The following is a 17,923-nucleotide window of genomic DNA, read 5'->3' as shown; positions in this document are numbered from 1 at the left end:
TTAAGCAGGAATTATTCTGCTTTTTCAGTTGTTTGGTATTCAAACGCAGGAACAACCACTTCAACACGACGGTTCATTTGACGACCTTGACGTGTCTCGTTGCTTGCCACTGGGTTAGCTTCACCCATGCCTTTCACTGTCATACGCTCAGCCGCAATACCTTTTGCTTGGAACTCGTCAGCAACGGCTTTCGCACGTTTTTCTGTGAGTTGCTTGTTGTAAGCAGCAGAACCTGTCGTATCGCTGTAACCCGTGATCTCAACTTGAGCTTGTGGGTAAGTATTCATCAAATCAACGGTACCAGAAAGGTTCGACGCGTCTTTCACTTCTGCACTTTCTAAGTCGAATTGTACTGTCGCTGTTGTTTGAGCAGGGTAAACGTGATCTACAATGCGTGTTGCAGGACGTGCTTCTACCACCTCTTCAACGGCTTTTTCTTGAACGACTGGCTCAGAACCAAACTTGTAGTTGAAACCGATACCGAAGAAATCTGAATCCATGTCTTCAATTACATCATCAGACATATCTTGGTAGCGTTGGTATTCAGCACGTAGGCTCCAGTTGTAGTTGATTTGGTATTCAGCACCCAGAGAGCCAGTTGGTACGAAATCTTTCTCGTCACCAGCCATCATGTATGCAGCACCAACTTTCGCGAATAGATTCCAAGAATCCGTTAGTGGTAGGTTAAATTTAGGAGCAAGCGTCAATGCCCAAAGATCACCATCAACGGTGTTTAGGCCAGGCTTTTTGAAGTTTGCAGTGAAGTCACCAAGGTAATCAACACCATACTCTGCCGCAACGTACTTGTTGAAGCTGTAGCCTAAGTGCATAGATGCTGCAAAACTGTCGTCGTCACAAGGTTCGTTTAGGTAACACGCATCGTTTAGAGAGTTGTAACCTACTTTACCGCCCATGTAAGTGTCAGCAAGTGCAACGTTTGAGATCACACCACCAGCAAGTACAGTAGCCACTGCTATAGCGATTTTTTTCATTATTCTTTTCCTTTTTCTTGTACACAAAGCAACACATCGCGGCAGCATACTGCCGTAAAATATGAAGCCGTAACTTTCTCTTTTCTTCGAATAGAAATAGCTAAATAGCGTAGGAAAGAATCAAAAATGATATTCAAACGCCAATGACGTAAAACGGAAAAAGGTAACCTCAAGACCATCTATTCATGAGCTTCATCCGCATACCCAACCGAAAAATAAAGTTCGTTGCGTTGGTTTAGCCATAGTCAATTCGTTGCGGAGAATATCACAAAGAAGCCAACTTTCTGTGACGCAAATCACCATAAAAAGCCACTTTCTCAAATTTAAGAATCATCATTTAAGCTTGTGAATGGCAACAAATTTTTACAGGGGAGCGTGGATGTGGAGAGCACAAAAAAACAGCTCATTTAAATGAGCTGTTTTCGAAATAATGAAAAAGCGTTAACTCGTCGCGCTAAATTTTATCCGCTACGGTTAACGTTGCAGCTAATACATCTTGCCCAAACAAGACACTACGCTCAGGAGACCAACCGTAAAGTGGATCAGGGTGATTGTTGTTATCTTTAAATGGCATTTCGATTGTGTAAGACAAGCATTTGAACTGCTCTGCAATCCAATTTGAACCCACAGTCAAATTCGCTTTACCAGGCTCATCTTTATCGTAACCAATCTCATCTTGGAACTCTGGCGTAATAGTCAGTAACGCTTGCTTAAATGATGTCTCTAAAGCGGCAAGATTTTCATCGTAAGAAGGAATACCTTCTGAGCCAGCGACGAAGTTATACGGAATCGCTTCATCGCCATGAATATCTAAAAACATGTCAACACCCGTTTCCAGCATGCGCTGACGCACAAGGTAGACTTCTGGGCTCTTTTCCATTGATGGCGTTTGCCATTCACGATTTAGGTTTACACCTACTGCGTTGGTACGCAAGTGACCGCGAATACCACCGTCTGGGTTCATGTTTGGTACGACGTAAAGCACCGCTTTTTCAAGCAATGCACGCGCGACCGTGTCGTTTTCATCTAACAGACGTTGGATCATACCTTCCATGAACCATTCTGCCATCGTCTCACCTGGGTGCTGACGTGCAATCATCCAGATTTTCTTTTTACCTTCTTCTGGCTCACCGAAAGTAAGCAAGCTCATGTCGTTGCCGTCTAATGTGTGGCCTAGTGTTTCAAGTTGGCAGTGGTGCGCGCTTTGTGCCATGTGTAACAAGTCTAAATGACGATCGTACGTGTATGGCGCAAAGTACGCGAAGTAAATTGAGCTGCGCTCAGGGATTACAGTGAAAGTCAGCGTGTCGCCATCGAACTCTGCCGGTACTCGGAACCATTCTTCACGATCGTAAGACGCAACCACATCGTAACCTTGCCATCCTTCTGGATAAGCCGATTTAGCCAAATCAAGCAATTTGATGGTGTGTGATTGCTCGGCTTCTGTCTCAAGACGGAAGTGGAACCACTGGTAGAATTCCGACATATTGTCGTTAGGAATTTTGAGTTGGATGTCGTTTTTGTCGTCCGCTTTCACTACGTGAATGCTGCCGCTATCGAAGTTGCTGAATACTTTCATTTTATGACTCACCTTTTAAATCTGAGCTTGAAAGACAGAGGCTAACACAAGGCTTCATCGCGCCCCAATGACTTTCACTGCAAACTGTCTCGTTTGTGGCTAAAGTCTTCAGTTTAGTCAAGCTTATCCGCTTTGCCTGCTGGTCCCGCGAGTTTTGCTAGCCACTTATCCCAGATAAACGGCGTTTTCTCGTTATCTTCTGCTTCCTCTTTTCGACGTACCGCGTTGCGCACTATCATAGCCCCGGTCCAGCGAAGCGGTTCTGGTGGGAAATACCCCAACGGTCCTTTGGCTAAACCACTGTTCGTCCACTCGTTATCGATTCCCAATATCAATGAAGATAAGATCTTTCCGCCCATTCGAGTCTGCGCTACACCATTGCCTGAATAACCAAATCCGTAAAAGATATTGCTCTGTTTATCTAGCTCGCCGAAAAAAGGGAAACCAGTAGCAGAACGATCAGAGCCCCCCGTCCATGAATAAGCAAACTCCTCTCCTCTCAAATGAGGAAACAACTTATCGAACGACTTGCGCAGTAGACCTTGGTAGCGTGTTGGCTTGTTAAACATTGCGTCAACTTGGTTATTGAAAGAAAACTGATTGCCGCCTTTCCCCAACATCAAACGGCCATCTGGCGTATCTCGGTAATAGTGGACGAAGATACGTGAATCCAACACGCTAGAACCTGCCTGCCAACCAGATAGAGGTAGTGCGTCACCAAGCGGCTTGGTGATCACCATGTCGGAAGAGACCACCACGATACTGTTTTTGAACTGTTTAAACTGCTCCACCATCCATGCATTTAATGCCAATACCACCTGCTGCGCTTGAACATTTCCTTTAGGTGTACAGACAGTGGCAGGTTTTCCATAATCTAGACGCGTCATCGGCGTGTTCTCATAAACTTCTACACCCAGATCAATAGCAACACGGCGTAACCCCCTCACTAATAATGCAGGTTGAACGCTGGCTGCAACTGGAGAGTGAAAGCCTTCTATATGTCGAGGTGAACCCGCATTGGCACGCAGTTCCTCCACCGAGCAACGACGCCAACTGTTCACTTCTAATCGCTTTAACTCGTCCACAACTGGCTGCATTCCCCCAGTTTGAGCCTGATTGGTTGCAGTGTAATAAACCCCTTTCAACGATAAGTGCGCATCGATGTTGTGCTGCTGACAAAAGTCGTCAATCTCTAGCACTGCTTGTTCCGACTCTTTTACTAACCAAGCAGCATGTTCTTCACCGAATAACCGTTTCGATGTCGGAAACTTGGTAGACCAAGTCAGCATACAACCGCCGTTTGCGCCCGATGCACCACTGCCACAAAGGCCTTTTTCAATCACGACTACCTTTTTTTCCGGAGATTGCTGCTTAATCATAATCGCGGTCCAAAGTCCGGTGTATCCGCCACCAACAATCGCAACGTCAGTATTAATGTTCTGCTGTAACGGTTGTGGCGTTTCTGGTTGCTCAGCTTCAATTGCCTGCTTGAACCAATATGAATGATGTGTCATCGGGTATCCTCGTTAGTGCGTTACATCCATTTCCGCAAACACTTTACAAACGATGATGACAATCAACGAGCAAGAAAATCTAACGCTGAGCGATAGAAAATGTTGCACTGAGAGTGTGCGAATTTTCGCTTCCAACAAAAACAAAATGGGGAGCTCGTGACTCCCCAAAACAAACAGCAAAAAATATTAGTGGTAAACAATTCGAGTCCGTCTTACTGGTTAGTATTTACCGGTATCACGCATGCGGTACTCGTATTGAACATTGAGAATAGGCTGGTAAACAACTTGCCCGTCACTTTGCAAGAACTCATTTACCATGACTTTTGAGTCAGTGATAGAAAACGATTGGCGATCAACATACGTTGTAAGGCTCGTAAACTCATCACGGAGTTGTCCAGATGATTTATTTTGGTAGCTTTGGATCATGTCTCGGCCCATTTCATAAGCCGCTTGTTTGCTATCCATTACGTCGCCATGGATAGTTTCGGTATCGTTTGTCCACTGATAACCACCAGCAAGAGCCATAGAAGGTGCAGCAATCAGAGCAATCGTACTTGCTAAAGTTGTTAAGCGTTTCATAAACCTCTCCTTACTTACCTTTACATCGGGCCAAAATTGGCTCGATACTTATAAGGTACGTATAAAGACCTAAAACACGTCAAAACAATTTCAAATAATGTTCAATTTTCGTTCAACTTATTTCACATTAACTTAGCAACTCAACGTCATATTCAGCCGACATTCGCATTTTCTTCATTTTGAACAATGGGTTTCAACCTGACACTTCCTTACCAAACCATACAATACCTAAGGTCAATTTTCTCTTAGAATTCCAGCAAAAGAACAGTGTTCAAAACCTTACAAAAACGTCGGACACAGCAAAAACCACCTCTTTTCAGTCGTGCTTTGCATTCCTCCTTTTCGGGTTCTTCGCTGCTCGTCCGTCGGTTCTTAATTGTCGCTATTGAGCACAAGTTAATCTGGAGTGAAAATGACCGCGAACAAATCCATTTTTTACCATAGCAAATCGATTTACTCAGATGATTATGCTGATGTCTACAAGCCAATTTGGACCTACAGAGCTAAGTTCATCTTACGTGCGCTTTATTACAAACGTGCGTTTAAGCACCTTTCAGACAATATTGAATCGTCATTGTTAGAGTTGCTTTGTACGCGTACACACCGATTCCTAGAAAAACCGTTTCGCCCGTACATCATCAAGAATAACTCCGCCTTTGATCGCTCCAACTTGGTGGTTGATCACTATAAAACGATTTCAGAACTGTTTTCTAAACAAACAATCGAAGAAATCTACACAGACTCGAAAGGCCTAACATTAGCCTCTTTTGAAATTGACGAAATACTGTACTCGGTGAGATTAGTATACGAAGCACGTTATCAAAAAGAAGGCGACATGAGCCTAGTGCTGCACAGCGCTGAAGATGGCAACTTCTACACGCTCTCTTTTACGCTAGGTCACATCGAATCTGGACGCAGTATTATGATTGGCGGCTTACAAGGACCGCGAAGCAGTGAAGAAAACAACGCGAAAATTAAAAAGCTAACCCGTAAGCTTTACGGACAGAGACCAAAAAGCTTGATGGTGAGCTTGCTCACTTTGCTCGCACAAATTTGGGAAGTAAATACGATTCTAGCAGTGAAAACGCAGTCCCATACATACGCAGCTAAGCGCTACAGCAAAGGGCGAATCAAAACGGATTACGATGCACTCTGGCAAGAATTGGGCGGCACCGAATACAATCGTCATTTTTACTCAATTGATGTAAATGCACCCCGTCGAGATATCGAAGGCATGTCGCGCTCTAAGCGTTCGATGTATCGTCGCCGTTATGAATGGCTAGACAACACCAAGATCACTTTCGAACAAATATTAAAAGGCGAGCAAGCTAAAAGCTAAGGAGAAACGTTCATGCGTTATTCATTCATTACTGCTTTAGTGCTGTCGGCTTTTTCTTTGTCAGCCAATGCAGAAACCAGTGAGCACATCATAGGTACAAACATTGGTTATGGCGATGTGAACTACGATGCTCCGACAAGCAAAGAATCAGGCGACATGTTCTTAGGTGAAATATATTACCGCTACATGCCAACACATAACTTTGGTATCGAAGCAGGTTATAAAGGCGCGTTTGACGGTATCGGCTCGATACTCGTGAGTCCGATTTCAGAAGTCACCGATACGAGCTTCTCCGGACCTCGCTTGAGTGGCTATGCTAGCTATCCTCTGGGTTCAGGTTTCGAACTGTACGGCAAGGCAGGTGTCACTCTCTACACTCTCGAATACACTTATAAAGTGAACGGTCAGAGCAAGAACATCGAACACTCAAGTGTCGGAGGTGAAGCGGCTGGCGGTATCGGCTGGAGCTATAAACACTTTGGTTTGAATGCAGAATATGTGTACTCAAAAAACAGCGATTTTGACTCTAACGGCGTGATGTTTGGTGCGCAACTGCGTTTTTAAACAAGGCTTACAAGTTAATACAAAAGGCAGCGAGAGGCTCATTCGCTGCCTTTTTTCGTGAATATAGGTCAATACGCAAGCGCGAGAATGATCCCCGCCACAATCGAAGTAACGCCAAGCCCTCGGGTGAGATACCATTTCTCAGACAGAAACCAAATCCCCATAAACAATCCAAACACAATGCTGATTTGCCTTAGTGCTACGACCAAGCTAACGTTGTCTGTCATGGTCATCGCAAACAGCACCAAGCCGTAGGTGGATGCCATCATTACCCCTGCCATGCTGGCTGTTTTGCGGATCTGCCACGCTGTCTTAATCTCATCTGGTTTGCCCGTAACTAAGCACCACACAAGAGCAGGAATACCAATTGCCCAAAACTGCACGCCCAAGTAGAAGATTGCACTGTACTGATCATTCAAGATCTCTGATGCTTGTCCTGTGAGTAAACTCAGCGCTTCTTTGTCGACCACCGAGTAACCCGTTGTGCCTATTGCGGCAATCAATGCCCAGAACACACCAACGTTCAAATAGGAGCCCAATGTCATTTGACGAAAATTCGTCAGTGGCACCAGCATACAACCAAGGGTAATCAGCAAGAACCCAAGCCACTGCTGACTGGATAATTCATGCCCCAATGCCACACTGATTGCGCCGACCATCATCACAGGCAGTGCCCGAGCAATCGGATAAACCACACCCACGTCTGCGTGCTTATAAGCGACAATCAAACCGACTAGATAGACCATTTGTGAAATGCCGCTAATGAACAGCAATCCCCAAAATTCACTCGGTAATGATGTCCAACCAATGGTCGCCAAATACCAAATCAAATAAGGGGTAAGAATGGCACATGCAGAAAAGCTGGCCGCCATAGTAAACGCGAGTCCAGAGCCTGAGTTGCTTTTGCCAAGGATATTCCAACCCGCATGGAGAACAGCAGAAAAAACGACGAGACCAATCGCCAACAAATCCATTTCAATGTTCCTGTCTGAATAAAATAAAGGCCCCGAGATGGAGCCTTATATAATGAGAAAATCCACTTAACGATTGAGTTCCGCAAGAGATTCAATGCTGATGGCATCGTGTCGCCAATACTCGATATCGCAATCAATCAACTCACCGTGCTGGTTGTAGTTGATGCGCTCCACCACCATCGCTGGCGTGCCGGCTGTCGCGCGCAATGCTTGAGCCATTTCACCCAACAAAGTACTGGTTGAAATGCGGTAGCGAATCTTTTGATATGTAACGCCATAATGATCGCGATAAATGTCCGTCAGCGAATTTGATAAATCGTAGTCCAACAGGTTCGGAAATAACTCTGGGCGAATGTAGTTTGTTACGAATACCACAGGTCTGTCTTCAAGGTATCGCACACGGTCGACTCGATACACGTCCGAGAAAGGCTGCAAGTCCAGCAAGCGCGCGGCTTGTTTGTTTGCCAGCGTCCCTTTTGCTGCAACCAACTCCGTTTTTGGCACACGATTTTGCGCTTTCGCCATGTTCGGGAAGTTCAGCGTTTGGGTTGGGTCGTAACGCAATGGCTCAGGTGAGATAAACCAACCTCGGCGATCTTCGCGATAGATTCGACCTTCCGCTTCTAGCAGTGATAAAGCTTCACGCAGAGTGACGCGTGTAGTATCGAACGACTCCGCCAACTTACGCTCTGCTGGCAGTTTTTGACGCGGCGATAGCATGCCCGCTTCAATCTGTTCAACAATCGAATCTTTAATTTTTACGTATTGCACGAAGTGTCCTTATCTTTTGCGCCAAGCTTGTGTGCGATTCTCTAACAATTTACCCAAAGTCATCTGAACAATCTTCGCAATTGCGGCAGCAATCATGATCATCACAGCCATCGCTGCTGCAGCGCCAGTTTGACCTGCATCGTCCATATTCAGAATCGAGACCGAAGCCGGAATCGTATCGGTTGAGTAAAGGAATACTACCGCAGAAGTGGTGGTCAATGCATTAACAAACAAGTAAGTCGCAATGTCCAAAATCGCAGGTAAACACACAGGTAATGTCACTTTAAAGAACAACTTGTATTGAGGAAGCTTCACCGATGCCGCTGTGGCTTCAATCTCCGATGGCAACTGCTTTAGCGCTGTCAGGGCTGTCATGTGACCCACCGTGTAATAATGCACTACCGTGTTAATCACCAAGAATGCCATGGTGCCATAAAGCACGTTCAGAGGATTGTTCGCATCATTGAAGTAAAAGATGTAACCCAAGCCAAGCACCATACCCGGAACCGCCATTGGCACCACGCTGAGCATTTGCATCACTTGGCGAATTGGACCAAACGCTCGCCCTTTCTCAATGCAGTAAGCACCGACAAAGATGATTGCTGTACCAATAACCGCTGTCCAACCTGCCAGTGTTAGTGAGTTGAAGAATGGGCTCCAACCGTAGGTGCTCATTTCGGCAAAGTTGTAGTTGTTTAGCGTCAGCGCTTTGTTCCAAGGCCAGAACGTCACTAACGAGCCATACACCGCCATGCCAAGCACTGCCAACACTGCGATAGAAATGATGCTGCAGTAAACCAAACAAATGCTGTCACGCGCTTTGTTAGGCTCTGGCTGATAAGGCACCGAGCGAGTGTCAAATAAGCTCTTTTGTTTTTTCTGTACCCAGCGGTCTGCGCCGAACGCCATTACCGCAGGGAATAACAACATAATGCTGGTCACCGCACCCATGGCAAAGTTTTGCTGTCCCACAACTTGCTTGAAGATGTCAGTCGCCAAAACGTTGTAGCTTCCTCCAATCACTTTCGGCACACCAAAGTCCGTGATAACCAATGTAAAAACCACAATAAGCGTACTGATCAAACCGTATTTCGCCGCAGGTAACGTCACCATAAAGAAGGTTTTGATTGGTGAAGTTTTAAGTGCGCGGGCTGCTTCATACAAACGGGCATCAGAAGTGCGCAGCGAAGTGGTCAAAATCATCAATGCATGAGGGAAGGTCCAGAAAATCAAACCCATCGAGATACCAATCACGCCATAAATCGAGTTTCCTAACAGCATCTCTTTAGCAATGCCTTGATTGCCGAAAAGGAAGATCAAACTGATCGCCGGCAACAACGAAGGCGCAAGGATCGGCGCAGTACCTAGAATTTGAAACAAACCTTTAAACGGCATACATGAACGAGTCAGCGCGTAGGCATAACCGAACGCAAGCACACCCACTACCGAGGTCACTATCACGCCCAAAGTGAAGGTGTTTCCCACTGACACCCACAAGCTTGAAGAGGAAAAGTATGTCGCAAAGTTTGCCAATCCGACAAATTCGCCATTGGCATTTTGCACACTCTTGGTCAACATTGCCCAAAGCGGCATTAAGATGAACAACACCATCATGGTCGACAAACCAGCAAGCAAACCAAACAGCACAAGGTTGTCGCGGCTAACACGTCCGAGTAAGGATTTTGCTTTGTCTTGTGTGGTCAGGCTATTCATCGTCATTGTCTTCGCATCCATGTTTACACCTACGCTGCTAGCGCTTTATCAACCGAGGGCACGGCGTAACCATGCAGCCCTTCTTCAGCAAACTGGATGTAACGTACATCGCCCGCCTTGATATTGAGTTTTTGAACCGTATCCACAGGCACATCCACTACGATGGTTTTCGTTGAGCTGTCGTTTTGCAATACGCAATCAATGCGGAAAAACGCACCCAGAAACTCGGTTGCCGTAACTCGCACAGGTAAAGAGTTGTTGTAGTTTTCAACGAACTTGATGCTTTCAGGACGCACCGCAAGGTCGAAGCGGTCACCACGTTGGATCTTACGATTGGTCAAGCTTGGCGCTGGCATCAAGGTTTCGGCAATGCGTACTTGGGAGTCCGTTGCGACTGAGGTTTCAATAAAGTTCATACTGCCGACAAACTCAGCGACAAAGCGCGTAGCTGGTTGTTGGTAGATCTCTTGAGGTGTGCCGACTTGCTCAATCACACCATGGTTCATTACCACGATACGATCCGCCATCGACAGCGCTTCGTCCTGATCGTGCGTAACCATGATGGTGGTGATGCCAAGCTTACGTTGCAGCTTACAAATCTCGTCACGTAAGTGAACACGTACTTTTGCATCCAGCGCTGACAGCGGCTCATCAAGTAACAGTAGACCCGGAGACAACGCTAATGCGCGAGCGAGTGCCACACGCTGCTGCTGACCACCAGAAAGTTGGTTAGGGAATTTCTCGCCAGAGGTTGGAAGACCAATGGTTTCTAACCAGTAATCCACTTTCTCTAACGCTTCTTTGGTCGACATACCTTGGTTCTTCAAACCCACCGCAATGTTCTCTTGCACAGTTAGGTTAGGAAACAGCGCGTAAGATTGGAATACGATGCCGAAATCGCGCTTCTCTGGTGGTAGGAATGTGGTCTCTTGACCGTTTTGAAAAATCGCACCAGACGTTGGCAAGTCTAAACCTGCAATGGCACGTAGCAGAGTGGTTTTACCGCAGCCAGAAGGACCAAGAAAACAAACGAACTCGCCCTTCTCAATCGCTAACGAGATTTTCTTTAATGCAGTGAACTGTCCGAATTGCTTCACTACATTTTCGATATTTAGGTAATGTTGGTTAGTTGACATAACACACGCTCCAAATGGTATATACCAACTTTAGTTTTGGAGTGTTACGTTCCAATGACAAATTTATAGCCAGAAGATGACAAATAGATGAAGGGAGATGAGAGTGGTAATTAGAGATTCCCGACTTTCTTAAGTCCGTCATTCCAGCGAACCTAGGTGAGACTAGGAATCTACTTGCAGCAAACTCTGAAATAACAGAGAAAACAAAAAATCCACCTCAACCGAGGTGGATTTCAGCATTCAACTCAAAGCAAATTCAATTAAGATTTTGGCTCTGATTTCGCATCGAACTTCTCAGACCATGCTGCTAGAATCTCTGCACGCTTACTGCCCATTTGCGCGAAGTCCATCTTCGCCATGTTCTCTTGAACATTAGGGAAGTTAGACACAGTCGCTTTCACTTCTTTATGTGCAACCACCGGATACATTTCTACGTAAAGCTCGTTTGCCGCTTTAGAGATTGACCAGTCGACAACACGTTTCGCTGCATCCGACTCTTTTACTAGACCAACGGCTTCTGATTCCCAACCGATGCCTTTTGGTGTGATCACCGCTAGTGGCGCGCCTTGTGTTTTCAACTTCGCGCCGCGGCTTGCCATCGAAATACCGATAGCCACTTCACCCATGCCCGCTTGAACACATGGCTTAGAGCCAGAGTGCGTGTAGTGTGCAATGTTCTTGTCTAGGTCACGCATGTAGTTCCATGCCTGATCTTCACCCATGTTTTGTAGCCACGCAGAAACCTGCATGTAGCCAGTGCCTGAAGACGCTGGGTTAGGCATTGCAATGTGACCTTTGTAAACCGGCTTTGTTAGGTCTTCCCAGGACGTTGGTTTCGGTAGGTTAAGTTGTTTCGCAACCGCTTCGTTGAAACAAACTGCGTTAAAGAACGCATCGTTACCGAACCAAGCTTGGTTTGATTGAGGGTCGTTTAGGTTCGCATGCAGCTCTTCCAAACCTTTTGGTGTGTAAGGCTTAAGAAGACCTTCATCTTTAAGCAGTGCCATTGACGAGCCAGCCAGACCCCAAACCACTTCTGCTTGAGGGTTATTCTTTTCTGCCAGCAATTTCGCCGTCATGATACCTGTTGAATCACGAACCCACTTAATCTTGATATCTGGGTTATCTTTCTCAAACGCAGACTTGTATTTAGCAAGAATGTCAGTTTCGAAAGCGGTGTAAACCGTGACTTCCTGTGCTGCCATTGCATTCGTAGCTAGCAGAGAGACAAGTGCAGCCAGCGATCCTTTCATCAAACGGTTTTTCATCATTTTCTCCAGTTAATTTGGCAAAGCTTTCATTTGGTCTGTACCAGTTGACGATATACACCCTACTGAGCCTTTGTGACGAAATCATGACCATTAAATGGCAGTTTTACGAAAATTTGCGATGAATAATCGTTCAATTGATCCGCCATTTTCTGGATATTAAAGTTTTATGAAATTGGACATTCGCCTATTTACTGCCCTTTTCTTCCTCGCTAGAGTTAACTCGAAACTTGGTGTAGACCAATTAGCCTATTCTAATGGAAATCGAGATGAAAAACGAATACCTACTACTGACTCCAGGTCCTCTATCTACTTCTGAAACAGTACGTGAAGCCATGCTAAAAGACTGGTGTACTTGGGATGATGAATACAACAAAGACATTGTAGAAGTGATCCGCACTAAGCTTGTAAAACTGGCGACGGAGCAAGACGGCTACACCAGCGTACTAATGCAAGGTAGCGGCACCGCATCAGTAGAAGCAACGATTGGCAGTGCCATTGGCAAAGATGGAAAATTGTTGGTTGTCGACAACGGTGCTTACGGTGCGCGTATCGCTCAGATCGCTGATTACCTAAATATTCCATGCCATGTAGTTTCCCCAGGCGAAACATCACAGCCACACTTGAACGAGGTGGAAACTGCATTGGCATCGGATCCAGCTATTACCCACGTTGCAATTGTTCACTGTGAGACAACCACTGGCATGCTTAACCCAATTGAGGCGTTTGCTTCTGCTGCAAAAGCGCACGGTAAAGTGGTGATTCTCGATGCCATGTCGAGCTTTGGTGGCATTCCTATCGATATCGCTGAGCTAGGCATCGATTTTATGATCAGCTCTGCAAACAAATGTATTCAAGGCGTGCCGGGCTTTGGCTTTGTGATTGCGAAACAAACTGAGCTAGAAAAGTGCCAAGGTCAGGCACGTTCTTTGAGCCTTGATCTTTACGACCAGTGGCACTGCATGGAAGTGAACCACGGTAAATGGCGTTTCACGTCTCCAACGCACACGGTTCGCGCTTTCTACCAAGCCTTGTTAGAGCTGGAACAAGAAGGCGGCATTGAAGCTCGTCATAACCGTTACCAAACTAACCAGAAAACACTGGTTGCAGGTATGCGTTCTTTGGGGTTTGAGCCACTACTGAGTGATGACCTTCACTCGCCAATCATCACTTCTTTCTACTCTCCGACGCACAGTGATTACCAGTTCAAAGCGTTCTACACGCGTTTGAAAGAGCAAGGCTTCGTGATTTATCCGGGTAAAGTATCGAACGCAGATTGCTTCCGCATCGGCAACATTGGCGAAGTTTACCCAGCAGATATCGAGCGCTTAATCGGTGCAATTGAAAAAGCAATGTACTGGCAAGTTGCGTAAAGCAGCCTTCTGATTGAGAGAGCGTTATGACTCAGAATATCAAACCGACTCATTTCCGCAGCGAAGGTGATGTCAACACGACACCAGCGCGCCAAACTTGGAATGCATCGATGGACGACGAACGCACGCAAGCATTATTGAAGCGTGACTCGGAAGTCTTTCTTCATCAAGCCATGTCGACGCCTTGCTTAGATACCTTGGAAGCAGCAGAAGGCATCTACATCCAAGATGCCACCGGCAAAAAGTACATGGACTTCCATGGCAATAACGTCCATCAGCTGGGCTACGGTCATCCGCATGTGATTAAACGTGTGCAAGAGCAAATTGCCAAACTGCCGTTTTCACCACGTCGTTTTACCAATGAAACTGCGATTGAATGTGCCGAAAAACTCACCCAAATCTGTGGCGGCGAATTGAACCGCGTGCTGTTTGCTCCGGGTGGCACATCTGCGGTTGGTATGGCTCTTAAATTAGCACGCCACATCACGGGCAATTACAAGGTGGTGTCGCTGTGGGATTCCTTCCACGGCGCATCATTGGATGCCATCTCAGTAGGTGGCGAAGCGTGTTTCCGCCAAGGTATGGGACCATTAATGGCAGGTGTTGAGCGCATTCCACCAGCCGTGTCTTACCGAGGCGCTTTCCCAGTAGAGGACGGCAGCGACGTGCATTACGCCGATTACCTCGAATACGTGATTGAGAAAGAAGGCGGCGTGGGCGCATTTATCGCAGAAGCGGTTCGCAACACGGATGTTCAAGTGCCGAGCAAAGCCTACTGGAAACGCATCCGTGAAATCTGTGACAAACACAATGTCATGCTGATCATCGACGACATCCCTAACGGTATGGGTCGCAGCGGTGAATGGTTTACCTACCAAGCCTACGACATCGAGCCAGATATGCTGTGCATCGGTAAAGGCTTGGGTGGTGGCTTAGTGCCTATCGCAGCCATGGTAACCAAAGACAAATACAACACCGCCGAGCAAATCTCCATGGGTCATTACACTCATGAGAAAAGTCCTATCGGTTGTGCTGCAGCACTGGCAACCATGGAAGCCATTGAGCAAGACGGCTTGCTAGATAAAGCCAAAGCCGACAGCCAGTTCATGCGTGAAAAGCTGCTAGAGATGAAAGCCAAATACCCAGTGATTGGTGATGTGCGTGGCATCGGCATGTTGTGGGGCATTGAGTTGGTCACTGACCACGAAAGCAAAGCACGCGCGTATGACGAAGCGGAAGCTGTGCTGTACCAATGCCTCAACAACGGAGTGAGTTTCAAGGTATCGCAAGGTAACGTGATTCAACTCAGCCCACCGCTGATCATCACTCGCGAACAACTGACAGAAGCGTTGGCGATCTTCGAAGAAGCCATCGCCAAAGTGTATAAAGACTTTAACTACATTTAGGGTCAATAGACCTCAACAAAAACCAATTTATCCAGAGCGCGGTTCCAATGTGTAGGCAGCGCTCTGGCAAGCAAGAAAAAGGATTGAACATGAGCAACTCACCAATTCAAGCAGTGATCTTTGACTGGGCTGGCACTATCGTCGATTTCGGCTCTTTTGCGCCAACCAGCATCTTTGTGGAAGCGTTCAAACAAGGCTTTGATTTTGAAATCGACCTTGAAGAAGCGCGCGAACCAATGGGTCTTGGTAAGTGGGATCACATCCAAGCAGTGGGTCGTATTCCTGCAGTTGATAAGCGCTGGAATGAGAAGTTTGGTCGCTCAATGACCAGCGAAGACATCGACGCTATCTACGCAGCATTCATGCCGCTGCAAAAAGCAAAAGTGGCTGACCACGCAGAGCCAATCCTTAATGCGATTGAAGTTGTGAACGCTCTGAAAGACAAAGGCATCAAGATCGGTTCTTGTTCTGGTTACCCTCGCGAAGTGATGGACGTACTGATTCCAGTGGCAGCGGATTACGGCTACAAACCGGATTACGTGGTAGCAACGGATGACCTGCCGCAAGGTGGTCGCCCAGCACCATTTATGGCACTGAAAAACGTGATTGAGCTGAATGTAACGGACGTTAATACGTGTATCAAAGTGGATGACGCCGCACCGGGCATCGATGAAGGTCATAACGCCGGTATGTGGACCGTTGGTCTATTACTTTCTGGTAACGAAGCAGGTCTAACGTTTGAAGAATACCAAGCTGCGGACGAAGCAACGCTTAATGCCGCCCGTGAAAAAGCGCGTGCAAAATTGCTCAAGAGCTCGCCGCATTACCTCATCGACACCATTGCTGACTTCCCTGAAGTGGTTGCAGATATCGAACGTCGCTTAGCAGCAGGTGAGCGTCCGTAGTAGAGAATCATTATTCTCACACATAAAAAACCTCTCAGCATCGAGAGGTTTTTTGTATCACGTATTAGTTTCTAACCAAATGAGGTTAGTTGATCGCAGTACTCGCTCGGCGTTTTAGCTTAAAGCCCATGTCCGTTGCATGTTCTACAGGCTCACCTTTAATGGCTTGCAGTAACTTGTCTGCGGCTTTCGTCCCCATACGTTCGTAATCGAATTCCGCACAGGTCAAACTTGGGTAGGCGTGCTCACCCATAGAAGAGCCTTCCAAACAGATAATCGCAATGTCAGTCGGGACTTTCAGCACTCGGCGATGACACTCAAACAACGCGCCAATCGCAATCTCTTCATGGCTACATACCAGAGCATTCAAACTTGAATCGCGCAGCAATAACTTTGCCAACCCTTCCGCACCTAATTGTGAAGATGGCGCTTCGTGGGTGGTTAAGAAATGGTCCGGTGCAAGGTAGTTCTCAATCATCGCGCTTTGCCAGCCGTGTAGCTTACGTTGCAAAGTGGAGTGATCCCCACGCGCACCAATGAAGCCCACGTTCTTGAAGCCTTGCTCAATCACATGCTTGGTACAGGCTTTACCCACCTCAAAATGGTCAACACCGATATTGAGGTAACTGGCTTTCGAACTTAACTCAGCAATTTCCAATACTGGCGTGTTCGAGGCTTCCAAAAGCTGATTAGTACGTTGGCTGTGTTCATTACCAAACAGCACGACTCCGGCTGGGCGGCTCTCAAGAAATGTCGAAAGCAGTTTCTCTTCTTGCTCTACCGAGTAGTCGCTGTAGCCAAGCAGTAACTGATAACCCGCTTTGTTCAACGCTTGTTGAAAGCTCGGTAAGAAAAGCGCGCACGCTTTTTCAAACAGGGAAGGAATGATAAGAGCGATGGAGTAACTTTCAGCAGACGCCAAAGCCCCTGCCGCTTTATTCGGGATATAGCCGAGCTCATCAACCACTTGTTGAATCTTTTCTCTCAGCTTGTCAGATACTAGCTCGGGCGTTCGTAATGCTCGCGACACCGTCATGGTGCCTACGCCGGCTTTTTTAGCGACGTCCGCCAAGGTGACATTGCCAGTACTTCTTCGTTTGCGAGGTTCGCTCATTGTTCTTATTTAGTGTTCTCTATTTTCTGCCGCGACATCTTACCACAGCGTTTTAGTGGTTTTGATATTAGCGCATTAGAAGTCGATCACAAGCATATGAAACTCGGATGACTGATAAAAATGGTAGCGCTATCACAATTTATGATAGCGCTATCAGATAGCGCTACCATTTGTGATCATTCTCAGGTTTTTCTGACAAATTGATCGATAAAGTACCCATCAACAAAACAACAAACCGGAAAGATCCAATGCTACGTGAACTGATTACCTCTGATGTGATTCGCATCCATTCTGATGCTACTGACTGGAAAGATGCGGTGAGCAAATCCTGTGAAGCACTGATTGAAAATGGCGCGATTGAGCCAAGCTACGTGGACGCTATTTACCGCTCACACGAAGAGCTCGGTCCTTACTACGTGGTAGGTCCTGGTATGGCAATGCCACACGCTCGCCCTGAAGATGGCGTTAACCGTTTGTCTCTTGCCATCACAGTGATTCAAAACGGCGTGAACTTCGATTCTGAAGGTAACGACCCAGTAAAAATGCTGGTTACGCTAGCCGCGACAGACAGTAACTCGCACGTGGATGCGATTTCTAAACTGGCTGAGTTGTTTATGAATGAAGAGCATGTAGAAGCCATCTGCACCGCTCAAAACACACAAGATGTTCTCGCGATCATCGAAAAATACTAACTCC

16 protein-coding genes are annotated in these 17,923 nt (G+C 46.6%); 6 read left to right on the top strand and 10 right to left on the bottom strand.

Annotation, left to right across the window (positions count from 1 at the left end; genetic code table 11):
• Window positions 1-11: 11 nt before the first annotated feature.
• The 4 genes from R7Z10_RS05205 to R7Z10_RS05190 form a co-directional block, all read right to left on the bottom strand.
• On the bottom strand, window positions 12-992 hold the full coding sequence (locus R7Z10_RS05205; RefSeq protein WP_005374035.1) for an OmpA family protein: 981 nt from the start codon (window positions 990-992) through the stop codon (window positions 12-14).
• A gap of 454 nt (window positions 993-1,446) precedes the next feature.
• Window positions 1,447-2,571, bottom strand: coding sequence for a M14-type cytosolic carboxypeptidase (locus R7Z10_RS05200; RefSeq protein ID WP_206954544.1), 1,125 nt, complete (start codon window positions 2,569-2,571; stop codon window positions 1,447-1,449).
• A gap of 113 nt (window positions 2,572-2,684) precedes the next feature.
• On the bottom strand, window positions 2,685-4,085 hold the full coding sequence (locus R7Z10_RS05195; RefSeq protein ID WP_318104218.1) for an FAD-dependent oxidoreductase: 1,401 nt from the start codon (window positions 4,083-4,085) through the stop codon (window positions 2,685-2,687).
• Window positions 4,086-4,304: 219 nt separating this feature from the next.
• On the bottom strand, window positions 4,305-4,664 hold the full coding sequence (locus R7Z10_RS05190; protein WP_017819758.1) for a DUF3316 domain-containing protein: 360 nt from the start codon (window positions 4,662-4,664) through the stop codon (window positions 4,305-4,307).
• Between the two features lie 412 nt (window positions 4,665-5,076).
• On the opposite strand from R7Z10_RS05190, the gene R7Z10_RS05185 reads away from it, so the two are divergent.
• Together R7Z10_RS05185 and R7Z10_RS05180 are read left to right on the top strand one after the other, a co-directional pair.
• Window positions 5,077-6,003 (top strand): VirK/YbjX family protein, encoded by a 927-nt coding sequence (locus R7Z10_RS05185; protein WP_005384371.1) that lies wholly within the window; start codon window positions 5,077-5,079, stop codon window positions 6,001-6,003.
• Between the two features lie 12 nt (window positions 6,004-6,015).
• A complete protein-coding gene (locus tag R7Z10_RS05180; protein WP_138939766.1) occupies window positions 6,016-6,567 on the top strand; it encodes an outer membrane beta-barrel protein in 552 nt (183 codons plus the stop codon).
• A 68-nt stretch (window positions 6,568-6,635) separates the two neighbouring features.
• On the opposite strand, the gene R7Z10_RS05175 is transcribed toward R7Z10_RS05180, so the two are convergent.
• The 5 genes from R7Z10_RS05175 to R7Z10_RS05155 form a co-directional block, all read right to left on the bottom strand.
• Window positions 6,636-7,541 (bottom strand): EamA family transporter, encoded by a 906-nt coding sequence (locus R7Z10_RS05175; protein ID WP_138939767.1) that lies wholly within the window; start codon window positions 7,539-7,541, stop codon window positions 6,636-6,638.
• A gap of 66 nt (window positions 7,542-7,607) precedes the next feature.
• Window positions 7,608-8,312 carry a phosphonate utilization transcriptional regulator PhnR gene (phnR, locus tag R7Z10_RS05170; RefSeq protein WP_005442366.1) on the bottom strand — a complete coding sequence of 235 codons (705 nt, stop codon included), beginning with the start codon at window positions 8,310-8,312 and terminating at the stop codon, window positions 7,608-7,610.
• A 9-nt stretch (window positions 8,313-8,321) separates the two neighbouring features.
• Window positions 8,322-10,046: a putative 2-aminoethylphosphonate ABC transporter permease subunit gene (locus tag R7Z10_RS05165; protein ID WP_005445406.1), complete on the bottom strand. Its 1,725-nt coding sequence runs from the start codon at window positions 10,044-10,046 to the stop codon at window positions 8,322-8,324.
• Between the two features lie 8 nt (window positions 10,047-10,054).
• Window positions 10,055-11,161, bottom strand: coding sequence for a putative 2-aminoethylphosphonate ABC transporter ATP-binding protein (locus R7Z10_RS05160; RefSeq protein WP_213961605.1), 1,107 nt, complete (start codon window positions 11,159-11,161; stop codon window positions 10,055-10,057).
• A 260-nt stretch (window positions 11,162-11,421) separates the two neighbouring features.
• On the bottom strand, window positions 11,422-12,432 hold the full coding sequence (locus R7Z10_RS05155; RefSeq protein ID WP_005384363.1) for a putative 2-aminoethylphosphonate ABC transporter substrate-binding protein: 1,011 nt from the start codon (window positions 12,430-12,432) through the stop codon (window positions 11,422-11,424).
• 266 nt (window positions 12,433-12,698) lie between these two features.
• Here R7Z10_RS05155 and phnW point away from each other — a divergent pair, with 266 nt between their 5' ends.
• The 3 genes from phnW (at window position 12,699) to phnX (ending at window position 16,113) form a co-directional block, all read left to right on the top strand.
• The gene (gene phnW, locus R7Z10_RS05150) at window positions 12,699-13,802 is read left to right on the top strand and encodes a 2-aminoethylphosphonate--pyruvate transaminase (protein ID WP_005432490.1); all 1,104 of its coding nucleotides are present in this window, start codon (window positions 12,699-12,701) and stop codon (window positions 13,800-13,802) included.
• Between the two features lie 26 nt (window positions 13,803-13,828).
• On the top strand, window positions 13,829-15,208 hold the full coding sequence (locus tag R7Z10_RS05145; RefSeq protein WP_318104213.1) for an aspartate aminotransferase family protein: 1,380 nt from the start codon (window positions 13,829-13,831) through the stop codon (window positions 15,206-15,208).
• Window positions 15,209-15,297: 89 nt separating this feature from the next.
• Window positions 15,298-16,113 carry a phosphonoacetaldehyde hydrolase gene (gene phnX, locus R7Z10_RS05140; RefSeq protein ID WP_213870232.1) on the top strand — a complete coding sequence of 272 codons (816 nt, stop codon included), beginning with the start codon at window positions 15,298-15,300 and terminating at the stop codon, window positions 16,111-16,113.
• Window positions 16,114-16,198: 85 nt separating this feature from the next.
• Here the strand turns inward: phnX and R7Z10_RS05135 are convergent, their stop codons facing one another.
• Complete coding sequence (locus R7Z10_RS05135) at window positions 16,199-17,227, bottom strand: LacI family DNA-binding transcriptional regulator (RefSeq protein WP_005442357.1); 1,029 nt, start codon at window positions 17,225-17,227, stop codon at window positions 16,199-16,201.
• 248 nt (window positions 17,228-17,475) lie between these two features.
• Between R7Z10_RS05135 and R7Z10_RS05130 the strand changes: the two genes are divergently transcribed.
• Window positions 17,476-17,919, top strand: a complete 444-nt coding sequence (locus R7Z10_RS05130) for a PTS sugar transporter subunit IIA (protein ID WP_005384357.1) — start codon at window positions 17,476-17,478, stop codon at window positions 17,917-17,919.
• The last annotated feature ends 4 nt before the right edge of the window (window positions 17,920-17,923 follow it).

The organism is Vibrio sp. Vb1018, from assembly GCF_033338775.1.
Classification (GTDB): domain Bacteria; phylum Pseudomonadota; class Gammaproteobacteria; order Enterobacterales; family Vibrionaceae; genus Vibrio; species Vibrio alginolyticus.
This window is presented reverse-complemented; position numbering and strand designations above follow the sequence as displayed.